This window comes from Labrenzia sp. C1B70, from assembly GCF_000475395.1.
Classification (GTDB): domain Bacteria; phylum Pseudomonadota; class Alphaproteobacteria; order Rhizobiales; family Stappiaceae; genus Roseibium; species Roseibium algicola.
The window spans coordinates 728,396-746,448 of record NZ_AXCE01000012.1 but is presented as its reverse complement, the minus strand read 5'-3'; the positions used below and the strand labels follow the sequence as shown (position 1 = coordinate 746,448).

General features: G+C 55.4%; 15 protein-coding genes. 9 read left to right on the top strand and 6 right to left on the bottom strand.

Annotation, left to right across the window (positions count from 1 at the left end; all coding sequences use genetic code 11):
• The first annotated feature begins 127 nt into the window (after nt 1-127).
• Nucleotides 128-1,273 (top strand): DUF2336 domain-containing protein, encoded by a 1,146-nt coding sequence (locus tag Q666_RS51715; RefSeq protein WP_023000450.1) that lies wholly within the window; start codon nt 128-130, stop codon nt 1,271-1,273.
• 5 nt (nt 1,274-1,278) lie between these two features.
• On the opposite strand, the gene Q666_RS51710 is transcribed toward Q666_RS51715, so the two are convergent.
• Nucleotides 1,279-1,905, bottom strand: coding sequence for a LysE family translocator (locus tag Q666_RS51710; RefSeq protein ID WP_023000451.1), 627 nt, complete (start codon nt 1,903-1,905; stop codon nt 1,279-1,281).
• A gap of 50 nt (nt 1,906-1,955) precedes the next feature.
• Between Q666_RS51710 and Q666_RS65560 the strand changes: the two genes are divergently transcribed.
• Nucleotides 1,956-2,792 (top strand): extensin family protein, encoded by an 837-nt coding sequence (locus tag Q666_RS65560; RefSeq protein ID WP_161633245.1) that lies wholly within the window; start codon nt 1,956-1,958, stop codon nt 2,790-2,792.
• A gap of 73 nt (nt 2,793-2,865) precedes the next feature.
• Nucleotides 2,866-4,086 carry an alanine racemase gene (locus Q666_RS51700; protein ID WP_023000454.1) on the top strand — a complete coding sequence of 407 codons (1,221 nt, stop codon included), beginning with the start codon at nt 2,866-2,868 and terminating at the stop codon, nt 4,084-4,086.
• A gap of 170 nt (nt 4,087-4,256) precedes the next feature.
• Here Q666_RS51700 and Q666_RS65555 read toward each other — a convergent pair whose 3' ends face one another.
• Nucleotides 4,257-4,697: a BA14K family protein gene (locus Q666_RS65555; protein WP_062488097.1), complete on the bottom strand. Its 441-nt coding sequence runs from the start codon at nt 4,695-4,697 to the stop codon at nt 4,257-4,259.
• A gap of 183 nt (nt 4,698-4,880) precedes the next feature.
• Between Q666_RS65555 and Q666_RS51690 the strand changes: the two genes are divergently transcribed.
• Nucleotides 4,881-5,645, top strand: a complete 765-nt coding sequence (locus Q666_RS51690) for a DUF2470 domain-containing protein (protein ID WP_023000456.1) — start codon at nt 4,881-4,883, stop codon at nt 5,643-5,645.
• Between the two features lie 236 nt (nt 5,646-5,881).
• Here Q666_RS51690 and Q666_RS66770 read toward each other — a convergent pair whose 3' ends face one another.
• On the bottom strand, nt 5,882-6,004 hold the full coding sequence (locus Q666_RS66770) for a hypothetical protein (protein ID WP_286133777.1): 123 nt from the start codon (nt 6,002-6,004) through the stop codon (nt 5,882-5,884).
• Between Q666_RS66770 and Q666_RS51685 the strand changes: the two genes are divergently transcribed.
• Complete coding sequence (locus tag Q666_RS51685) at nt 5,985-6,605, top strand: DUF1062 domain-containing protein (RefSeq protein ID WP_081713284.1); 621 nt, start codon at nt 5,985-5,987, stop codon at nt 6,603-6,605. The two genes, Q666_RS66770 and Q666_RS51685, sit on opposite strands and share 20 nt — an antisense overlap.
• Before the next feature lie 115 nt (nt 6,606-6,720).
• On the opposite strand, the gene Q666_RS51680 is transcribed toward Q666_RS51685, so the two are convergent.
• The 3 genes from Q666_RS51680 to Q666_RS51665 form a co-directional block, all read right to left on the bottom strand.
• Complete coding sequence (locus tag Q666_RS51680; RefSeq protein WP_023000459.1) at nt 6,721-8,475, bottom strand: methyl-accepting chemotaxis protein; 1,755 nt, start codon at nt 8,473-8,475, stop codon at nt 6,721-6,723.
• 222 nt (nt 8,476-8,697) lie between these two features.
• A complete protein-coding gene (locus Q666_RS51675) occupies nt 8,698-12,282 on the bottom strand; it encodes a hydantoinase B/oxoprolinase family protein (protein WP_031269104.1) in 3,585 nt (1,194 codons plus the stop codon).
• 447 nt (nt 12,283-12,729) lie between these two features.
• Nucleotides 12,730-14,181 carry a glycosyltransferase family 39 protein gene (locus tag Q666_RS51665; protein WP_152533358.1) on the bottom strand — a complete coding sequence of 484 codons (1,452 nt, stop codon included), beginning with the start codon at nt 14,179-14,181 and terminating at the stop codon, nt 12,730-12,732.
• 223 nt (nt 14,182-14,404) lie between these two features.
• Here Q666_RS51665 and Q666_RS51660 point away from each other — a divergent pair, with 223 nt between their 5' ends.
• The 4 genes from Q666_RS51660 (at nt 14,405) to Q666_RS51645 (ending at nt 17,998) form a co-directional block, all read left to right on the top strand.
• Complete coding sequence (locus Q666_RS51660) at nt 14,405-15,400, top strand: TRAP transporter substrate-binding protein (RefSeq protein WP_023000463.1); 996 nt, start codon at nt 14,405-14,407, stop codon at nt 15,398-15,400.
• 75 nt (nt 15,401-15,475) lie between these two features.
• A complete protein-coding gene (locus Q666_RS51655) occupies nt 15,476-16,033 on the top strand; it encodes a TRAP transporter small permease (protein WP_031269105.1) in 558 nt (185 codons plus the stop codon).
• A complete protein-coding gene (locus Q666_RS51650; protein WP_023000465.1) occupies nt 16,033-17,337 on the top strand; it encodes a TRAP transporter large permease subunit in 1,305 nt (434 codons plus the stop codon). Before Q666_RS51655 ends, Q666_RS51650 begins: the two co-directional genes overlap by 1 nt.
• 124 nt (nt 17,338-17,461) lie before the next feature.
• On the top strand, nt 17,462-17,998 hold the full coding sequence (locus tag Q666_RS51645; protein WP_031269106.1) for a winged helix DNA-binding protein: 537 nt from the start codon (nt 17,462-17,464) through the stop codon (nt 17,996-17,998).
• The last annotated feature ends 55 nt before the right edge of the window (nt 17,999-18,053 follow it).

Sequence of the window (18,053 nt, the reverse complement as noted above, 5' to 3'; positions counted from 1 at the left end):
ATTTATTTGTGGGGAGGCCTTCCTGCTGCTGGCCGTTTCTCCAGGTTATGCGGCGTTCAACGGTAGCTTAATGTTAAGGGCCTGCTGATAATGTCGAGGCTTACGCGACTGTCGCGCCGGAGTGTCGATGATCAATCTTGCAAAACTTGCTGATCTGGCGAGGGACACAAGCGCTGGAGGGCGCAAAAGCCTGGTCAGCATGCTGACGGACCTATTCGTGAACTCCGGTGACGACCGTGACGAGCAGATCAGCCTGCTATTTGGCGACATCGTTCTCAAAGTTCTCGGACAGCTGGAGGAAGAAACCAGGATCATTCTGTCCAAACGAGTTTGCAAGGAGAAAGATGCTCCTCGTGAACTGATGGTGAAATTGGCACAGGATGAATTTCCGGTTGCCGGCCCGGTTCTGGAAAACTCACCTGCACTCACCTCAGAAGACCTGGTCGAGATCGCATGTTCTGCGTCGATGGAGCATCTGGGGGCAATTGCCGGGCGTGAAACCGTCGACAAGGCAGTTACCACTGTATTGGTGGATCGGGGGGATACGGCGGTTTTAAGTAAAGTCGCTGAAAACCAGGGTGCAGAGTTCGCTGATGCATCCTTCCTGAAATTGGTGGAAAAAGCCCGATCGAGTGAAGCAATCCAGGCTGCCTTGATCAACCGCACCGACTTGCCGGATGCAGCTGCTCATGCCTTGCTGCCTTTCTTGACGGAAGAGTTGAAAGAAAGGGTCAGTGCACTCGGTGCCGACAGCACGCTTGTTCAGCTCCTGGCTGAACGTGCCGCTACCGAAGTGGCCGCTCGTGCGCACAAGCTTGAAGAGGCACGTGAACAATCCAACGCATTGATCCGTGACGTGGTGAGCAAGAAGACCAAAATCGATGATGCCGTGACCTTGTTCGCCCGTTCGGATCGAACAGCGGAGCTGGGTATGTTGCTTGCCAAGGTAAGCAATCTGCCGCCCAGTGCGGTATCCCAGCTCTTGTTCAGCGCAAGCGACAAGCCATTGATAATTCTTTGCAAGGCGAACGGCGTTACAGCCGAAGCCTACAAGGATATTCTCACGATGAGGGCCAGGCGGTTGCGCATTGGCGGATTGGAGCTGAATGCCGCCATCCAGCGTTATGCAGCGCTTAGTGAAGATGGCGCTCGCAGATCACTTGAAACCTTGAAGCAATCCGGTGCTAATTTCGGTTTGAAAACTGAAGAAGAAAAAACCGAAGCGGAAGCCGTACGGTCAAAAAAGAACATTCCCTTCGCATCAAGTCGCTGATTTTTTCAGTTCGCAGATCTCTGCAATGTTGCCGTCATCGCCGCAGCGGAGATCAGGAATGCGCCGCCCACCTTGTTTACCAGTCTAAGCAGGGAAGGACTTCTCAGTTTTTGTCCGAGGGCTGCTGCTGCATAGGCGTAAACAGCTGCATTCAAAACACCCAATGCGACGAAGGTCGTTCCCAAAAGTGCGAGCTGCGGGACAACTGGGGCGTGAGGTGCGATGAAGTGTGGCAGGAAAGCCATAAAGAAAACAATGCCTTTTGGATTGAGCGCTGTGACCACATATGCATGCCAGAATATTTTTCTGGGGGGAACATCGGCAACCTGATGCGGCCCAAGTGCAGTTGGCCGGCTTCTCCACATTTTCAGGCCAAGCCAGACCAGGTAGATCGCCCCTACCCATTTGAGCACGGTGAATGCTGTTGCAGACGTCGCCAGAATGGCACCGAGACCCATCAGCGACGCAGCTGCTGCTGTCGCGTCCCCCAAGCCAACACCCAATACGCTGGCAACCGCAGACTTGCGTCCCTGGGTCAAAGCATAGCTGACAACAAGCATGATCGTCGGACCCGGGATGGCGAGGACGATCAATGTGGCAATCACATAGGCGAAAAAGAGTTCTAATGTCATGGGGAGCCATCCACTTTTTGGGTCATGCAACCATAGACGCAGGACAAGCGTTGATCAATCATGAGGGTCGCTGGCAAGTACAATGTGCGGAGTTGGGAATGCACTTAAACCTCGTGTCGATTTGTACTGCTCTCGCGTTGTGTTGCCTGCTGCCTTTAGATGTTTACGCAAATCCTCCATTGCCGCAGGAAAAGCCGCTTCCTGGCCTCGGTAGTTCGCAATTCATCGAGGGGGTGGATGTGCCGGCGATCAAGCCAGCTACTCTTCCGGAAGGGCCTTTGGCAGGACCTGACGACAGTGGCAGAAAAGCTTCTGCGGGCGAATCCTCCACACCGTCAGCTTGCGATATTCCGGGTGCTACTTTTGAACAACTTGCTCCCTTGCAAGGGGATCAACCTGATGAGGATTGCGGGATCACCGTACCTGTCAACCTTTCTGGGTTACGTGGCGAGGATGCCGAAGTGACCTTCCCGATGAAAGCCACGCTATCATGCGGTTTTGCGACGTCACTTACAGCGTGGGTGATCGAAGATGTCTTGCCCATTGCACAAGCACAGTTCGGGAAACCAGTGTCCGAGTTTCTCACAGGCCCTGGTTATCAGTGTCGCCGACGAAACAATCTTCCAGATGGAAAGCTCTCCGAACATGCGCTTGGCAAAGCCATTGATATTGTGGCCTTCCGATTAAGTGACGGTACTGAGATTTCAGTTGAAAAGGATTGGGCGCGCAACACGCAGAGCGGAAGCTTCCTGTCCGCCATACACAAGGCTGCCTGTAAAAGGTTCACCACCGTTCTCGGCCCCGATGCAGACCCAAATCACAAGTCTCACTTCCATCTCGATATCGGATGCCACGGCAAAAGCTGTAATTACATTATCTGCCAATAACCCAATCCCGGCTTGCAAATCAGCCTCAAGCTTGTTCCTTTCTATTCGATGACTTCTAACGCCGGAAGGACTGATGGAACGTTATAAAACAGCTCTTGACGCCGCCTTGGATCTTCGTCCCGATCAGCCTGTGTATTGTTTCCGGCCGGACGTGCTCAGGCATGACGCACAGCAATTCCAGTCGCTCTTCCCCGGCAAGACGGCTTACGCGGTCAAGACGAATGGTGAGCCATTTGTCCTTGAGGCACTGGCAAAGGCCGGGATCAGTTGTTTCGATGTCGCATCGCCTGCAGAGTTCGCCGCGGTGAAAGAGGCAGCACCAAAGGCTGAGATGCTTTACATGCATCCTATCAAGGCACAGTCGGACATTCGGCTAGCTTTGGAAACCTACGGTATTCGAACCCTTTCGCTCGACCACGAAGACGAAGTCGCGAAGATCCTGCGTGTTGTTAGGGCCCTTGATATAGATCCTGGAACGATCACGCTCTTCGTTCGTATCGCCACAAAGGGGCATGCTGCTTACGAGTTGTCGAAGAAGTTTGGCGCGGCTCCAGGTCACGCCGTTGAGTTGCTGCAACGGATCGACCGTATCGGGTTCAAATGCGGATTGTGTTTTCACGTAGGAAGCCAGATCGAAGAACCGGAAACCTATGAGCGAGCGCTGGCTTCAGCCGATTGGATCAGGTCACGTGCTGGCGTGCCCGTTGTGGAGCTTGATGTCGGGGGAGGGTTTCCGGCCGTTTATGGTCACGATCCGCGCCGCAAAGCGCCTGAGATGCCCTCGCTCGTGGAATTGATGGGGCAGTTGAAAGCCGATATTGCTGATTGGCAATTTGATGACCTGCCTCTTGTCGCCGAGCCAGGCAGAGTGATCGTGGCCCGATCGATCTCTCTCATTGTCAGAGTACTGTTGAAAAAGGGGCGCCGCCTTTACATCAATGATGGCATCTGGGCATCTCTTTCCGACAGTTGGACCGGAAAGATCACGCTGCCGGCTCGTTTCATTCCAGATCCGGCTCGCAAAACACGGGCTGGTCAGCCCGACAAGATTGTTCCCTTCAAGGTCTGCGGCGCAACCTGCGACAGCGTTGATATTCTTTCCAGGCCTTTCTGGCTGCCGGAGACAGTCGACACGGGAGACTGGATCGAGATTGGCCATATCGGTGCCTACAGCTTGTCGCTTCGCACAAGGTTCAATGGTTTTTATCCCGACAAGGTCATTGAGGTCGACACGCCGTTCGATTTCGGTGCTGCGCCGGAAGGCTTCGCTTCAATAGAAACCATGGCGGATTGATGCAAACAGGCTGATTGAACGAAACAACCTGGTTGCACTTGCCCACCGAGGCTGTTCAGTTCCCTTGGAGCATGACCCTTCTGAAAAGAATGACAACAAACGGGTGACCGGTTCGGCCGGTCGGTCGTTTGTTGCCACGAGTTCTTCAGTACCACCAGGCGGGCGCAAGCTTATTGGCAGAAACGCTGTTCACCCTGGTAGGTGGTATAGGTACCGGTCGACGGGTTGAACGACCGGTATTTCGAAGAGCAGTACTGGTACCAGGCTGGGCTCCACGGCTGATAACCGATGGCCGTGTTGACGCGACCAGGATAAGGAGCCGGCGGGTAGTGATTTACCGGCGGCGGGCCTGCGTAGCTCGGCTGGCGGGTCGCACCCAGCAGAATTGCTCCTGCAGCGAGGCCGATGACACCTGCCGCGACAGCCGCGCCAAGATTATCATTGTTTTTGTGTCGGTTATGATTTCGATTATTGTGTCTCTGGTTATGGTGGTGGCCGCCACGGTGGTCACGCCAACCGTTGCGCGAGCCGGCTTCAGCAGCCGCGAAGGTCGGCAAAAGAAGGGCGCCCGTGAGGGCGGCGGCAACAAGACGTTTGCTCATGGTCTTCATTGGTTTTCTCCAAAGGCAGGCGCTGTTCTCGATTGGCGCCGTATCTGATGGTGAGACAATCGCATAGGCGCCCTGAACCGGTTCTGAGATGTCTGTTCATCTGACGTTCAGAATTCGGGGGGAAGGCGAAAACCGTGGAATGCAAATTGTCTGCGCCGACAGAAAACAGAACTTGGAGGGGCCGTGAGCCTGGAAAAAGAACCGAAATCAGTAATCCGGCCGACCGATGATCAAGCCAGAAGATTGGCCAAGGAGTTGATCAGAACCGCGAGGTTTGGTGCTTTGGCGGTGCTCGAAGCCGAAACGCGGCATCCACTTGCCAGTCGGGTTGCGGTGGCGACCGATTTGGATGGTGCACCTTTCATCCTCACAAGTACATTGTCCGGACACACGGCGGCAATTCTGGAGAACCCTTCATGTTCGCTATTGTTGGGCGAACCTGGAAAAGGCGATCCGCTCGCTCATCCGAGAATTTCTCTTTTCTGCAAGGCAGTAAAGATATCGAGAGGAAGTTCGGATCATGAGCGGTTGCGCAACCGTTACCTCTCTCGTCATCCCAAAGCCGAACTTTATGTCGATTTCGGAGACTTTTCCTTTTTCAGGTTGGAGCTCTCCAGGGCCAGCCTGAATGGAGGCTTTGGCAAGGCTTTTGAATTGGAGGAAGAGGACTTATTGGCAAAAGTTAGTTCGCCTGGTGACTGGTCTTCAATGGAAGCCGGAGCGGTTGCGCATATGAACGCAGACCATAGGGATGCGGTGAAACTTTATGCGCAGAATTTGCTGAAGGCCGGAGAGGCCAATTGGCGGCTTGCCTGTCTGGATCCCGAAGGCGCTGATCTTGTGGCTGGAGATAAGGTTGAACGTCTCTGGTTTGCAGATCCATTGGAAGATCCGTCTGAACTGAGGCCTGCACTGGTCGCTCTGGCTTTGCAGGCGCGCAACACCTGAACACAATTCAAACGACGTCTCGTCGAAACTCCAAGTTGAGCTTGCTTGTCATTTTCGTAAGCGCTATCGAGGCTCATCTGTTTCAATTTGGACGTTTGTTTTGCCAACACTCTGACCGGTCATCGATCCCGCCATGCATTCGCTCGAATGCGTCATGAACTTTGTTCGTCCTGGCGGCGGATCGGGGCCGGTGTGGCTTGGCCATGCGCATCTGATCCTGTTTCGGTTCACTGCATTCATTTCGAAAAAGCTTCCAGCCAGACTGAGTGCCGATAGCTGACGCTGTCCGGCCGTCCCGACTGCCTGTGACGGACTTCCCGTGCGAGGAAGACCCACGGAATGTCGTCTATATTGAACATGGAATGGTCCGTTGTCCGTTCTCAGACACCTAGAATAAAGCGTCCCTGCCAACGATGCGGGTTTGTGCAACCTTTTGGTTCGACGGGCAAATTCCGGTTGAACGCGAATGGAAGCCAGCTTGACGCCTGGCTGATCTATCGTTGCGATGTCTGTGGAAGCAGATGGAACAGGGCCATTTTTGAACGTCGAGCCGTGAGCAGCCTTTCGGCAGAACTCATCGAAGCCTTGCAGCGGAACGATGAGGGAGTGGCGAGCACCTTCGCCTGCAACACCAAAGGGAGAGGCGGAGGCAAGGGGGGCACTGATTTCAGCCTGAAACGACGAATGGTTGCCAGCGATTGTGCAGATGCCTGCACTGTGGCACTGACAATCCTGAATTCGGATCACGTCCAGGTTCGTCTGGATAAGGTCCTTGCAAAAGGGCTTGGTCTCTCGCGCAACCGCGTTCTGCTCCTGGTGGAGCAAGGATCGCTGAGATTTCCCATGAACAATGTGAAGATCTTGAAGAGACGGGTTCCCGACAAGATCTGTATCGAACTTTTCATTGGTCCGGCAAGCGACAGATCGGTCTTTTGGAATTATCTGGTCTGCATGAATTAACCGCAGGAGCGGGAGTTAGAAACCGAATGGCTCCAGATCCCCGTGTCCGCGTTGCGGACACGGGGCAGCGGTCAGTCGTTTTGGCAGGTGTTCCGGAGAGCATGGCGAGCAGTTGTCAAGCTGCGCGCAGGTGACCGAGAAAATCGCCCAACCCGTCGCGAATTGTCGTTATCTGGGAGGAAATGTTCTGAATGCCTCCCACGACTTCCTGCACCCTGTCGCCGGATACCTGCGCTGCCTGGTTCACTTCGGAGATATTGAAGGTAATGTCGGCACTGCCTTGCGCGACCTGATGCGCGTTTTTGGCTATTTCTGACGTAACTGCGTTTTGCTCTTCAATCGCAGAGGCAATTCCGGAAATCTGTTCGCGAATTTCCATCATGGCTTTGACAACCGTGGTAATTGCATCAGAACAGGTTGCCGCCCCGGACTGGACACCGCTCAGCTGTGAACCAATCTGATCGGTTGCCTGTCCGGTTTGCGTGGCTAGCGCCTTTACTTCAGAAGCCACGACGGCAAATCCCTTGCCTGCTTCGCCAGCTCTCGCTGCTTCGATAGTTGCGTTCAAGGCCAGCAGATTGGTCTGGGCAGCAATGTCGCTGATCAGTTTCAGGACATCCGTGATCTCCTCTGCCGATGTAGACAGTTTTCCGACTGTCTCTCCGGAAACTTCGGCCTGTTCAGATGTACGAGAGGTGGAGGAATTCGCGAGTGTAATCTGGCGGCTGATTTCGTGAATTGAACTCGCCAGTTCCTCAGACGCGGATGCAACAGATTGGACCGATGCTGTGGCCTGTTCGGCTGCAGCGGCAACCGTGTTGGACCTTTCAATGGTCTCATGACTGTTGCGCGCCAATTCGTCGGCACCGGACGCAAGTTCACTCAATGCAGAAACCGCTGTGTCGCAGCTGGTCATCAGGAGCCTTTCAAGCTCGTCGGCCAACCGCAATCTTGTATCGCGACGATCCGCTTCTGCCTGCATTTCTTCTTCGCGAGCCTGTTCCTGCAGGCGCTTCATCTCGATCGTGTTTTCACGGAAGGTTTCGAATGCGCTTGCCACCTGACCGATTTCGTCATTCGTGCGTACATTTACTTCCACATCCGTGTTGCCTCTGGCGAGCTCCAGAAGGCCTGCGGTGACCTGGTGCAAGGGACGGGAAATCAGATATCTGGCGAAAAGGACTGAGCCGACAAGGCACAAAATCAAAGTCAGCGCCGCGGTGATCGCGATTTGCTGAAAGGCCTGTTTCTCGTGTTCTTCTGCAGATGACGCCGCTGTTTGCGTAAAACGCTCGATCTCGGTGAGTAGCGACACCAGTTCATGGTCGAGGCGGTTCTGTTCCTTTTCCAACTCAACGAGAAGGGTGCTCGCATCGGAGAGGTTGTTCTGTTCGATCTTCGCCAAGATACCAGCTATTTCTGCAGAATAGGTTTGATACTCATTCTCGATGCGTTTGAGCTGTTCGAGCGTTTGGGAAAACTCGTCCCGTTGCGTGTCGGATGCCGACTTTTCCAGCGCCGAAAGGGCGAGTGCTTCCGCTTTCAGAATTTCATCGGAAACCTGTTCGTTCAGAGCGGCCAAAGTGGATTTCAAGGCAGCGGTTGATTCAGCATCTTCGCCGGAGGTCAGGCCGGACACGCGCATGATCCGTTCAATCACCGCTGCCTGCTGTAGTTGATGATTGGCAACCTGACTGATTGCTTGCGTGAGTGGAATATCCTTATCCGCAATGTTTTGAAGTTCCTTCCCGATTAAACCCATCTGAATGATGGCGACTGCGGCCACAACAAGCAGGCCAAGACTGAGGAAGGCAACCAGTGCTAGAATTTTCGCGGCAACCGAAGTTGCAATGGGATTTGATGCAAACATATCTCAAAAGCCCGAGTTTCTCGTCGCCATGGGCAGCGGCAGAGTTGAAGTTGTGTCAGTTTAGGCGGACTCAGATTGAAAAAACGGTAAACTTTGTCCCTGAGAGAAAGAATAATTCTCGTATAGGTAGAAGTGACGATGTGCATATCTGCAACCAAATAACAAAAGAACGGCTACCCAATCAGATGGCCGTTCTTTTTCTTCGATCTATTGGAATTTGGATCAGGCGTGGCCCCAACCACCCGCCGTGGGCGTGATGACGGTGACCGCTTCTCCTGCCTCAAGAACCGTCTGATCACAGCCCTCCAGTTGTTGGATCTCGCCGTTCAGCCGCCGAACTTCGGTGCGGCCGAGTTCGCCGTCGCTGCCACCGTCCAATCCTTTCGGTGGAACGGTACGGTGGGACGCCAGGATCGCACAGTCCATTTTCTCAAGGAAACGCAAGGTCCGCCTGGTGCCGTCACCCGCTGACCACTTGCCTTTGCCACCGGACCCCTTGCGGATATGGAAATCCTCCAGGAGAACCGGGAAACGGAACTCCAATACTTCTGGGTCGGTTAGCCGGGAGTTGGTCATGTGGGTATGGACACCATCCGTACCATTGAAGCCAGGCCCCGCCGGCGAGCCGGAACAGATGGTTTCATAGTACTGATACGTGTTGTTGCCAAATGTCAGGTTGTTCATCGTTCCCTGAGCATTGGCCATGGCACCAAGAGCTGCGAAGACGGCATTGGTTACATGCTGGGACGTTTCCACGTTACCCGCCACGACCGCAGCCGGATAGGAAGGCCGCAACATGCAGTCATCCGGAATGATGATGTTGATCGGTTTGAGACAGCCGGCGTTCATCGGAATGTCGCCGTCTACCATCACCCGGAAGCAATAAAGGATTGCCGCACGGGTCACAGGTTCTGGCGCATTGAAGTTGTTCGGCTTGACGCCCGAGGTCCCGGTAAAGTCGACCGTTGCCTCGCGCTTTGATTTGTCGACGGTAATCTTGACCTTGATCACGGAGCCCTGGTCAGTCGGGTACTCGTATTCGGAGTCCTTCAGCGCTTCGATCACGCGGCGAACGCTTTCTTCCGCGTTGTCCTGGACGTGCCCCATATAAGCCTGGACCACGTCCAGTCCGAAGTGGGTGACCATCTTCCGAAGTTCCTGGATACCCTTTTCGTTTGCGGCGATCTGTGCGGACAAATCGGCGACGTTCTGATGCGGGTTGCGGGCGGGGTAGGGATGGTTGGTCAGAAGCTCAACTAGTTCCTGTTCGCAGAAACGTCCTTCGTCGACGATCTTGAAGTTGTCGAACAGAACACCTTCCTCGTCCACGTTGGTCGCGCGCGGCGTCATGGAGCCTGGGGCGGAGCCGCCGACATCAGCATGGTGGCCACGGGACGCCGACCAGAAAAGGATCTCCTTGCCTTCGTCATCGAAGACCGGCGACACAACTGTGATATCCGGTAAGTGCGTGCCACCGTTGTACGGGGCGTTCAATGCAAACACGTCGCCCGGCTTGATCTTGCCCTTGTTGAGCTTGATGACCGTTTCCACCGAACGGTCCATGGACCCCAGATGAACCGGCATGTGTGGTGCGTTGGCAACCAAGGCACCGTCTGCGTCGAAGACGGCACAAGAGAAATCAAGACGTTCCTTGATGTTGACCGAGTATGCGGTGTTCTGAAGGGTGACCCCCATCTGTTCCGCAATAGACATGAACAGGTTGTTGAACACTTCGAGCATGACCGGGTCGGCGTGCGTTCCGATGGCTTCTGCGCGTTTCAACGGCACGATACGCTTCAGGATCACGTGATCCTTTGAATTGATCTCTGCCTGCCAGCCGTCTTCAACAGCGATCGTGGCATGTGGTTCGATGATCACCGCAGGTCCGGTCACCTTCATGCCCGGTTTCAGCACTTCGCGTTTGAAGATACCGGCCTTGTGCCAGGTGCCTTCGGAGTAAATGCTTGTGGAGGTTGCCGGGGAGGGCGTCCCTGTGGCCAATGTCAGATCCGGCTCGGTGAGACCGGCGCCGCCACCGGCCGTTTCGACTTCCAGGGCTTCAACGACGACCGGTTTTTTCTCATAGGCAAAGCCGAACTGTTTCTTGTGTGCATCCTCAAAGGCTGCCCGCATTTCAGAGACGGACCCGAGGGGGGCCGGTAGCGGAGTGTCGGTGCCGTCGTAACGCAAGTGTGCGGTTGCGGTCGTGCGGCGCGCGGCGGCAGTGATCGACTGCCTGTCGAGTTCCGCTTCCGTCTGGCTGGCAAGCTGATCACGAAGAGCCTGCAGTTCAGGGATCAAATCGTCCGTAAGTGTCTTCACGACGGCCTGTTGCCGGTCTGCGCGGATATCAGCCAGTCCCATGCCGTATGCCGACAGGATGCCCGAGAACGGGTGCAGAATGACGGTCTTCATGCCGAGACTGTCGGCAACGCGGCAGCCGGTCTGGCCACCAGCGCCACCGAAGCAGGTCAACGCGTATTCGGTCACGTCGTAGCCGCGTTGGACCGAAATCTTCTTGATGGCATTGGCCATGTTCTCGACGGCGATTTTCAAGAAGCCGTCTGCAACATCTTCCGGGGTGCGTCCATCGCCAATGCGCACAGCCAGATCCGTGAAACGTTTGCGAACTACATCGCCGTCAAGCGGCTGATCCTGGTCCGGGCCAAAGATCTTCGGAAAGAATTCCGGTGCCAGTTTGCCTGTCATCAGGTTGGCGTCTGTAACGGTGAGAGGCCCGCCGCGTCGGTAGCAGGCCGGACCCGGATTTGCCCCGGCTGAATCGGGGCCCACCTGAAAGCGGCCGTCTGCATAATGAAGGATCGAACCGCCGCCAGCTGCAACCGTATGGATCATCATCATCGGAGCGCGCATGCGCACACCGGCGACTTCCGTTTCGAATGCGCGTTCGTAGTCGCCGTCGTAATGACAGACGTCTGTAGACGTGCCGCCCATGTCAAAACCGATGATCTTTTCGAAACCGGCCATACGTGAGGTCTCGACTGCGCCGACAACACCTCCGGCCGGGCCTGACAGGATTGCGTCCTTGCCCTGGAAGAGGTCTGCAGCGGTGAGACCTCCGGAAGACTGCATGAACATCAGCCGCGGACCTTCACCCAGTTCTTCCTGTACCTGGTTCACATAGCGGCGCAGGATGGGTGACAGATAGGCGTCGACCACAGTGGTGTCGCCGCGTCCCACCAGCTTCATCAGCGGTGACACTTCATGGGACACCGAGATCTGCGGGAAGCCGATGTCTTCAGCAATCTTTTTGAGAAGTTGTTCATGGGTCGGATAGGCGTAAGCGTGCATCAGCACGATTGCGATGGAGCGAATGCCGTCATCCCATGCGGCCTGCATTGCACTACGGGCCTGTCCTTCGTCCAGTGCGAGTTCCAGTTCGCCATCGGCGCGGACACGTTCGACGATCTCGTGGACGCTCTCATAGAGCAGCTCAGGCTTTATGATTTCCTTGGCAAAAATATGCGGTCGCGCCTGGTAGCCGATCTCGAGCGCATCCCGAAAGCCTTTCGTGATGAACAGAGCTGTTCGCTCACCCTTGCGCTCCAGAAGTGCATTGGTGGCAACGGTCGTGCCCATCTTTACGGTCGCGATCTTGTCCGAGGGAATGGTCGCGCCTTTTTCCACACCAAGCAATTCCCGGATGCCTTGAATGGCGGCATCGCGATAGGCTTCCGGATTTTCGGAGAGCACCTTGTGCGGATGCAGCGTGCCGTCCGGTGACCTGCCGACGATGTCGGTAAAGGTGCCGCCACGGTCGATCCAGAAATCCCACTTGGCTGTCATGATCTTCCCTCTGATGCTGCCGGCTTTAAGGAACACGCGATTCCATGCCGATAATTAGCGTTTTGATAGCAAGTGAATTTATGCTGACATTTTATCGATAAAATGTCGATGAAAAAATCTGAATGGGTTGTTATTTGATCTTTTTATCGCCTGCGGTACCCCCATATGACCTTGTGGTAAAAGGGAAAACTGAAAGCTGGCGATGTCGGAAAACGATTAATCAGAAGAACGGGATCCGTTTCTGCTGCGTCTGGCGGAGGCTGTCGACTTCACAATCAGTATACTGACAGCAGACCTCTGGTTCGTTGGCATCTTCCTGCTTGTCGCCCTGCTTCTCGGCGTTTCCCTGCTTGGGCTTTTTCTGGAAGTTGCAATTGGTGCAGGGGTACTTGCGGCTATTGCTGTCTGTTTCTGGTTGTTTTGCGACTTGCATCCAGGCGAGTGAGATTATTCGACAGGGCCTCGCTCCAAAAGTGTCAGGCCACTGGCTCCCCAGCCAAAGCGCCTGGCTGCCGGAGTGCCTTCCCGCGGGGCAAAGGCTTCTTGCGCTTTGCTTAGTTCCTCACTGCTTGTGTGGACGATCAATAGCCATCGGGCATCAGCGGTGCCCTTGTTTATTTCGGCAATTGTCTCAACTGGCGTGAAGGTGTTGGGGTCGCGCAGGTAATAAGACAGCGCCGGTGCGGCAAATCCCTTGAACAGCAAGAGATGATCGCCATCGGCTTTCTGTTCCAGATAGTCCCGTGCAATCAGGCGCCATTCGGGGCGTATTCTCTCCAGCAGCGTGAATTTCAATTCGGGGAAACTCAACCATATCGCGGCAGCAAACAATGCGATCGGTGCAACCTGCGGCGCCAGGCGCTGGGCTGTTACCGAGGCGAGCAGGACAAGCCCTGGCCATGCCGCGATCAGGTATCGATCAAAAAGGATCGGTTGCACGCTTATGGAATAGAGATAGGCCAAAAGCGGTGGCCCAACGGTGTAGGCAAAGCAAACGAGGATTGCGTCCGCACTTTGCGGTTTGCCGAAGTACCTGCCTGGCATGTGAACGACGGTCAGGAGACTGGCGACGGCCAAACCTGCCAGCACCCAGAACAATGGCAGCGATCCGGCCATACTGAAGGCGATGTTGATGAGAAACGTCGGATCAGGATAAGCAATCCAGAAGCCTTCTTCGGCTACCGACCTTGCTCGCATCGCCAGGATGATCAACCAGGGTAAAAAGGCAAGCGCGCTCGCTGCCATTGCAAGGCAGACAAGAACCGCATTGGTGAGACTGATGCGGCCGGATTTCAAAATGCCGGTCAATGCCAGGATGCCGCAGACCACACCAACGGATGCGAAGCCCAGAAGGGCGTAGATGTGACTGTAGAGGAACAGGGCTCCAGCCACTCCAAGCGCCACCAGCCGCCAGGCCGATGGCCTTTCAAGGTTTTTCAGAACCAGGAGCAGAAAGGCGAGCCCGCATGTTGCCAGCAGGGCATACATGCGGGCTTCTGTCGAATACCAGATGTGGAACGGAGAGACGGTCAGGAGAGCGGCAGCAAGCAGGCCAGTGGTGTTTCCGGCCAGCGTCTTGCCAGTCAGATAGATTAGCCAGACGGCAAGAACACCTAACAACACGGATGGCAAGCGCAATGCTGTTTCACTGTCACCTGCCAAGGGCATCGTCAGCCAGAGCAAAATATTATGCAGCGGCGGATAATTGTCAGCTGCAACGGCGGTCAACAGCTCGGCGATGGTTCCCTTGGACTGGCTCCAGCTGACGGCTTCATCGTACCAAAGGCTCGTCCTATCCAGGTTCTGAAAGCGTAGCAAGGCCGCCACTGCCAAAATGAGTGCCAAAATCAGGCGGTTGGCGCTGTTGCCAGTCAAGAGGCGTTGGTTGGTGTTTGGCACGAATTCAGGTTTCCAGGTTGTCTGGCCGGAACGCTAGCCAATCCTTTTCGCGGAGGGAAGGACGCTTTGGATTTGAAGATGACAATCACAATTTATCGATAAATTGTTGATGTTGACGATTTTTGAGTCTAGTGTTTGTGAAGATGTGCTCCACAAGGTGTTCGAAGAATGCACCTCGAGCAGCATCCCGACGGGTAATCCCCGCTTCCTAGAGGAGAAAATCATGCTGCAATCTCGTTCCCTGACACGTGCCGGAATCCATCTGGCTGCTGCCGCCGCATTTGGCCTTGCGGGTTTCACCGCTGCTTCCGCTGAAACCAAGTGGGACATGCCGACACCTTATGGTGACAGCAACTTTCACACACAGAACATTGCTGCCTTCGCTGAAGAAGTGAAGGAAAAGACTGACGGCTCGCTGGTCATCCAGATCCACTCTGCGGGGTCGCTGTTCAAACATCCGGAAATCAAGAACTCGGTCCGCAAGGGGCTTGCCCCGATCGGCGAAATTCTGGTGTCCCGCCTTTCCAACGAAGACGCGGTCTTCGGAGTGGATTCCGTGCCTTTCCTGGCTCCGTCCTATGATCAGGCCTGGAAGCTTTACCAGGCGTCGAAGCCTGCACTGGAAGAAAAGCTCGGCGAGCAGGGACTGCAGCTGCTTTATGCCGTGCCGTGGCCGCCCCAGGGTATCTACGCCAAAAAGGAAATCACCAAGGGTGATGATCTCAAGGGTCTGAAATTCCGTGCCTACAACACAGCGACTGAGCGCCTGGCCCAGCTGGCTGGCGCCGTGCCGACGCAGGTTGAAGTGCCCGATATTCCGACCGCCTTTTCCACCGGTCGTGTCGAAGCCATGATCACGTCACCGTCCACCGGTGCGAATTCCAAGGCTTGGGACTTCCTGAGCCACTATCATGACACCCAGGCCTGGTTGCCGAAAAACATGGTGTTCGTCAACAAGGGTGCTTTCGACGCCCTGAGCGACGACGAAAAGGCAGCTGTCCTTGAAGCCGCCGATGTTGCTGAGAAGCGCGGCTGGGAAGCTTCCAAGGTAGAAACCAAGACGCAGACCCAGGTTCTGGTCGACAACGGCATCACTGTCGTTCAGCCGAGCAGCCAGCTGATCCAGGATCTCGCAGCAATCGGCGAGACGATGGCTGCCGAATGGCAAGAGGAAGCCGGTGAAACCGGCCAAGCCGTTCTCGAAGCCTATAAAAACTAAACAGCTAAAGAAGCGCCGGACCTAACAAGTCCGGCGTTTTTTTAATATCAGCTGCACATCCGGTAGGGGAAGCCGATGCGAAAGGCTTTGAATACGCTTTATCAAGCGTCAACGGCTATGGCTGCGTGTTGTCTCGTTGTCATTGCCAGTCTCGTTGTTCTTCAGGTGTTTGGACGCATATTCGACTGGTCTCGAACGGTCTTTGGTCTTGAGCCACTTGGGCTGCAGGTTCCTTCACTTGCTGAAATTGCAGGTTTTCTGCTGGTAGGGGCATCCTTTCTTGCCCTATCCGGGACGCTGCGCAACGGTGATCACATCAGGGTCGCGATCCTGCTGCAGTCCGTGCCCAAAGCTGGGGCGCGCATCCTGAATGTCTGGGCGGTTGCGGTCGCTCTTGCGCTGGCGGCATTCTTTACATGGAACGCCGGACAGCTTGCGCTCGACAGCTTCAAATTCAACGAAACCTCCTACGGCGTCATTCCGATCCCGCTCGTCTTTCCGCAGTCGGTGATGACTTTCGGACTGCTGGTGTTCTCAATCGCTTTGCTGGACGACCTGATCATGGCGCTCACTGGCAAGGCGCCGAGTTTTGAATCGGTCGTGAAGGCCGATCCGATAGAGGGGAAAGAATAATGGATCTCTCCCTTGTCGCCCTCCTGCTCGGCATTGGAATGCTGGCGGCGCTTGCAACCGGTATCTGGGTAGCTGTTGCGCTGTTTGCCGTCGCGCTTGCTGCAATGATGATTCTTGTATCTGCGCCTGCCGGTCCCGTTCTGGCAACGACGGTTTGGGGGGCATCGAACTCCTGGGATCTGACGGCGCTACCCATGTTCATCTGGATGGGTGAAATCCTGTTCCGATCTCGACTGTCGGAGGACATGTTCGCCGGTCTTTCGCCCTGGATGCGCAATCTGCCGGGCCGGCTGCTGCATGTGAACATTCTCGGGTGCGGTATCTTTGCCGCCGTGTCGGGTTCTTCAGCCGCTACCACCGCCACCATCGGTCGTATGTCTCTACCCGAACTGAAGCAGCGCGGGTATGACGAACGCATGGCGATCGGCACACTGGCAGGGTCGGGCACACTGGGCCTGCTCATTCCGCCATCGATCATCCTGATTGTTTATGGCGCTGCGACCGAGCAGTCGATTGCCCGGTTGTTCATGGCAGGCGTTCTGCCAGGGGCAATGCTTTGCCTCCTGTTCATGGGCTATGTCGCGATCTGGGCACTGCTGAACAAGGACAAGATGCCTGCGAAGGAGGAAGTCATTCCCTTCATCGAGCGACTTCTTGCAACGCGCAGGCTGTTTCCGGTGATCGGTCTGATCGTGGGTGTGATCGGCTCGATCTATGCGGGTCTTGCTTCGCCCACAGAGGCGGCGGCCATCGGCGTCATGCTGGCCTTGCTTCTATCCTGGGTAAGCGGAACGTTGAACCGCAAGAGCTTTGCTGAAGCATTGATGGGCGCAACGCGGACATCCTGCATGATCGCGTTCATTCTGGCCGGCGCAGCATTCCTGACCGTTGCCATGGGGTACACCGGCATCCCGCGTGAGTTGGCTGCCTGGATCGGCTCGCTGAACCTGTCACCCTATGCGCTCCTGATTGCCCTGACGCTGTTCTTCGTGGTGCTCGGGTGTTTTCTGGATGGCATTTCGGTGGTGGTTCTGACGACCTCCGTGATCCTTCCTATGGTGGAGCAGGCCGGCCTCGATCTCATCTGGTTCGGTATTTACCTGGTGCTGGTTGTCGAAATGAGCCAGATCACGCCACCTGTCGGGTTCAATCTGTTCGTGCTGCAAGGCATGACCGGGTACAACATCTTCAAGGTTGCCCGCATGGCCTTGCCGTTCTTCCTGTTGATGATCCTGGCAATCGTCTTGATTGTGGCCTTTCCGGGCTTGGCTCTTTGGTTGCCGCAGACGATGTTGAGCAACTAGTGCATTCCTTCCCGTGAACGAACAGGGGCGGATGTACGCACACCTTTGAAACGATCAGAAAAGGGCCTTCGACCGGTTCCGGTTGGAGGCCCGCTGAAAAACGAAACTGTGCCGGAGATCAGATGTGACGGATAATCCCGACTCCAGAAGCGATGCCCCCATCGGGCCTGTTGTCTCTGCAGCGCATCTTGCTTCCGGTGCAATGCCTGCGCTTTCGGAGATCGAATTCGCGGTGACCATGATGGTCAATGCCTATCACCGATGGATGGTACGCTGTATGGCGGCCAGCGGGTCGCAGGGGCTTGGGCCTCTGGATGTGCTTGTGCTTCATTCGGTCAATCACCGTGGCAGAGCCAAGACACTGTCAGACATCTGTCTTGTGCTGAACATCGAAGACACTCACACGGTTACCTATGCGCTGAAGAAGCTTGAAAAGGCTGGCCTCATTTCATCTGGCCGTCGGGGCAAGGAAAAGACCGCCGAAATCACGAATTCAGGCGAAACAGCCTGTCTTGAGTACCGGCGTCTGCGCGAGGCTCTCCTGGTCAAGCCAATGAAAGCGCTGGGCCTCGACGAAAACGAACTCTCCAAACTTGCCGCTACATTGAGACTGGTGTCCGGCAATTACGATCAGGCCGCTCGCGCCGCTGCAGCCATGTGATATCGCGCACAGGGGGACGTTCGCTTTCATTTGTTGAATATTCCAAAATTTCTTG

Bases quoted from the DNA above. Each gene is read 5' to 3' on its own strand.
- Q666_RS51715 (WP_023000450.1), top strand. From the start codon at position 128: ATGATCAATCTTGCAAAACTTGCTGATCTGGCGAGGGACACAAGCGCT.
- Q666_RS51710 (WP_023000451.1), bottom strand. From the start codon at position 1,905: ATGACATTAGAACTCTTTTTCGCCTATGTGATTGCCACATTGATCGTC.
- Q666_RS51700 (WP_023000454.1), top strand. From the start codon at position 2,866: ATGGAACGTTATAAAACAGCTCTTGACGCCGCCTTGGATCTTCGTCCC.
- Q666_RS65555 (WP_062488097.1), bottom strand. From the start codon at position 4,697: ATGAAGACCATGAGCAAACGTCTTGTTGCCGCCGCCCTCACGGGCGCC.
- Q666_RS51685 (WP_081713284.1), top strand. From the start codon at position 5,985: ATGTCGTCTATATTGAACATGGAATGGTCCGTTGTCCGTTCTCAGACA.
- Q666_RS66770 (WP_286133777.1), bottom strand. From the start codon at position 6,004: ATGTTCAATATAGACGACATTCCGTGGGTCTTCCTCGCACGGGAAGTC.
- Q666_RS51680 (WP_023000459.1), bottom strand. From the start codon at position 8,475: ATGTTTGCATCAAATCCCATTGCAACTTCGGTTGCCGCGAAAATTCTA.
- Q666_RS51675 (WP_031269104.1), bottom strand. From the start codon at position 12,282: ATGACAGCCAAGTGGGATTTCTGGATCGACCGTGGCGGCACCTTTACC.
- Q666_RS51660 (WP_023000463.1), top strand. From the start codon at position 14,405: ATGCTGCAATCTCGTTCCCTGACACGTGCCGGAATCCATCTGGCTGCT.
- Q666_RS51655 (WP_031269105.1), top strand. From the start codon at position 15,476: ATGCGAAAGGCTTTGAATACGCTTTATCAAGCGTCAACGGCTATGGCT.
- Q666_RS51650 (WP_023000465.1), top strand. From the start codon at position 16,033: ATGGATCTCTCCCTTGTCGCCCTCCTGCTCGGCATTGGAATGCTGGCG.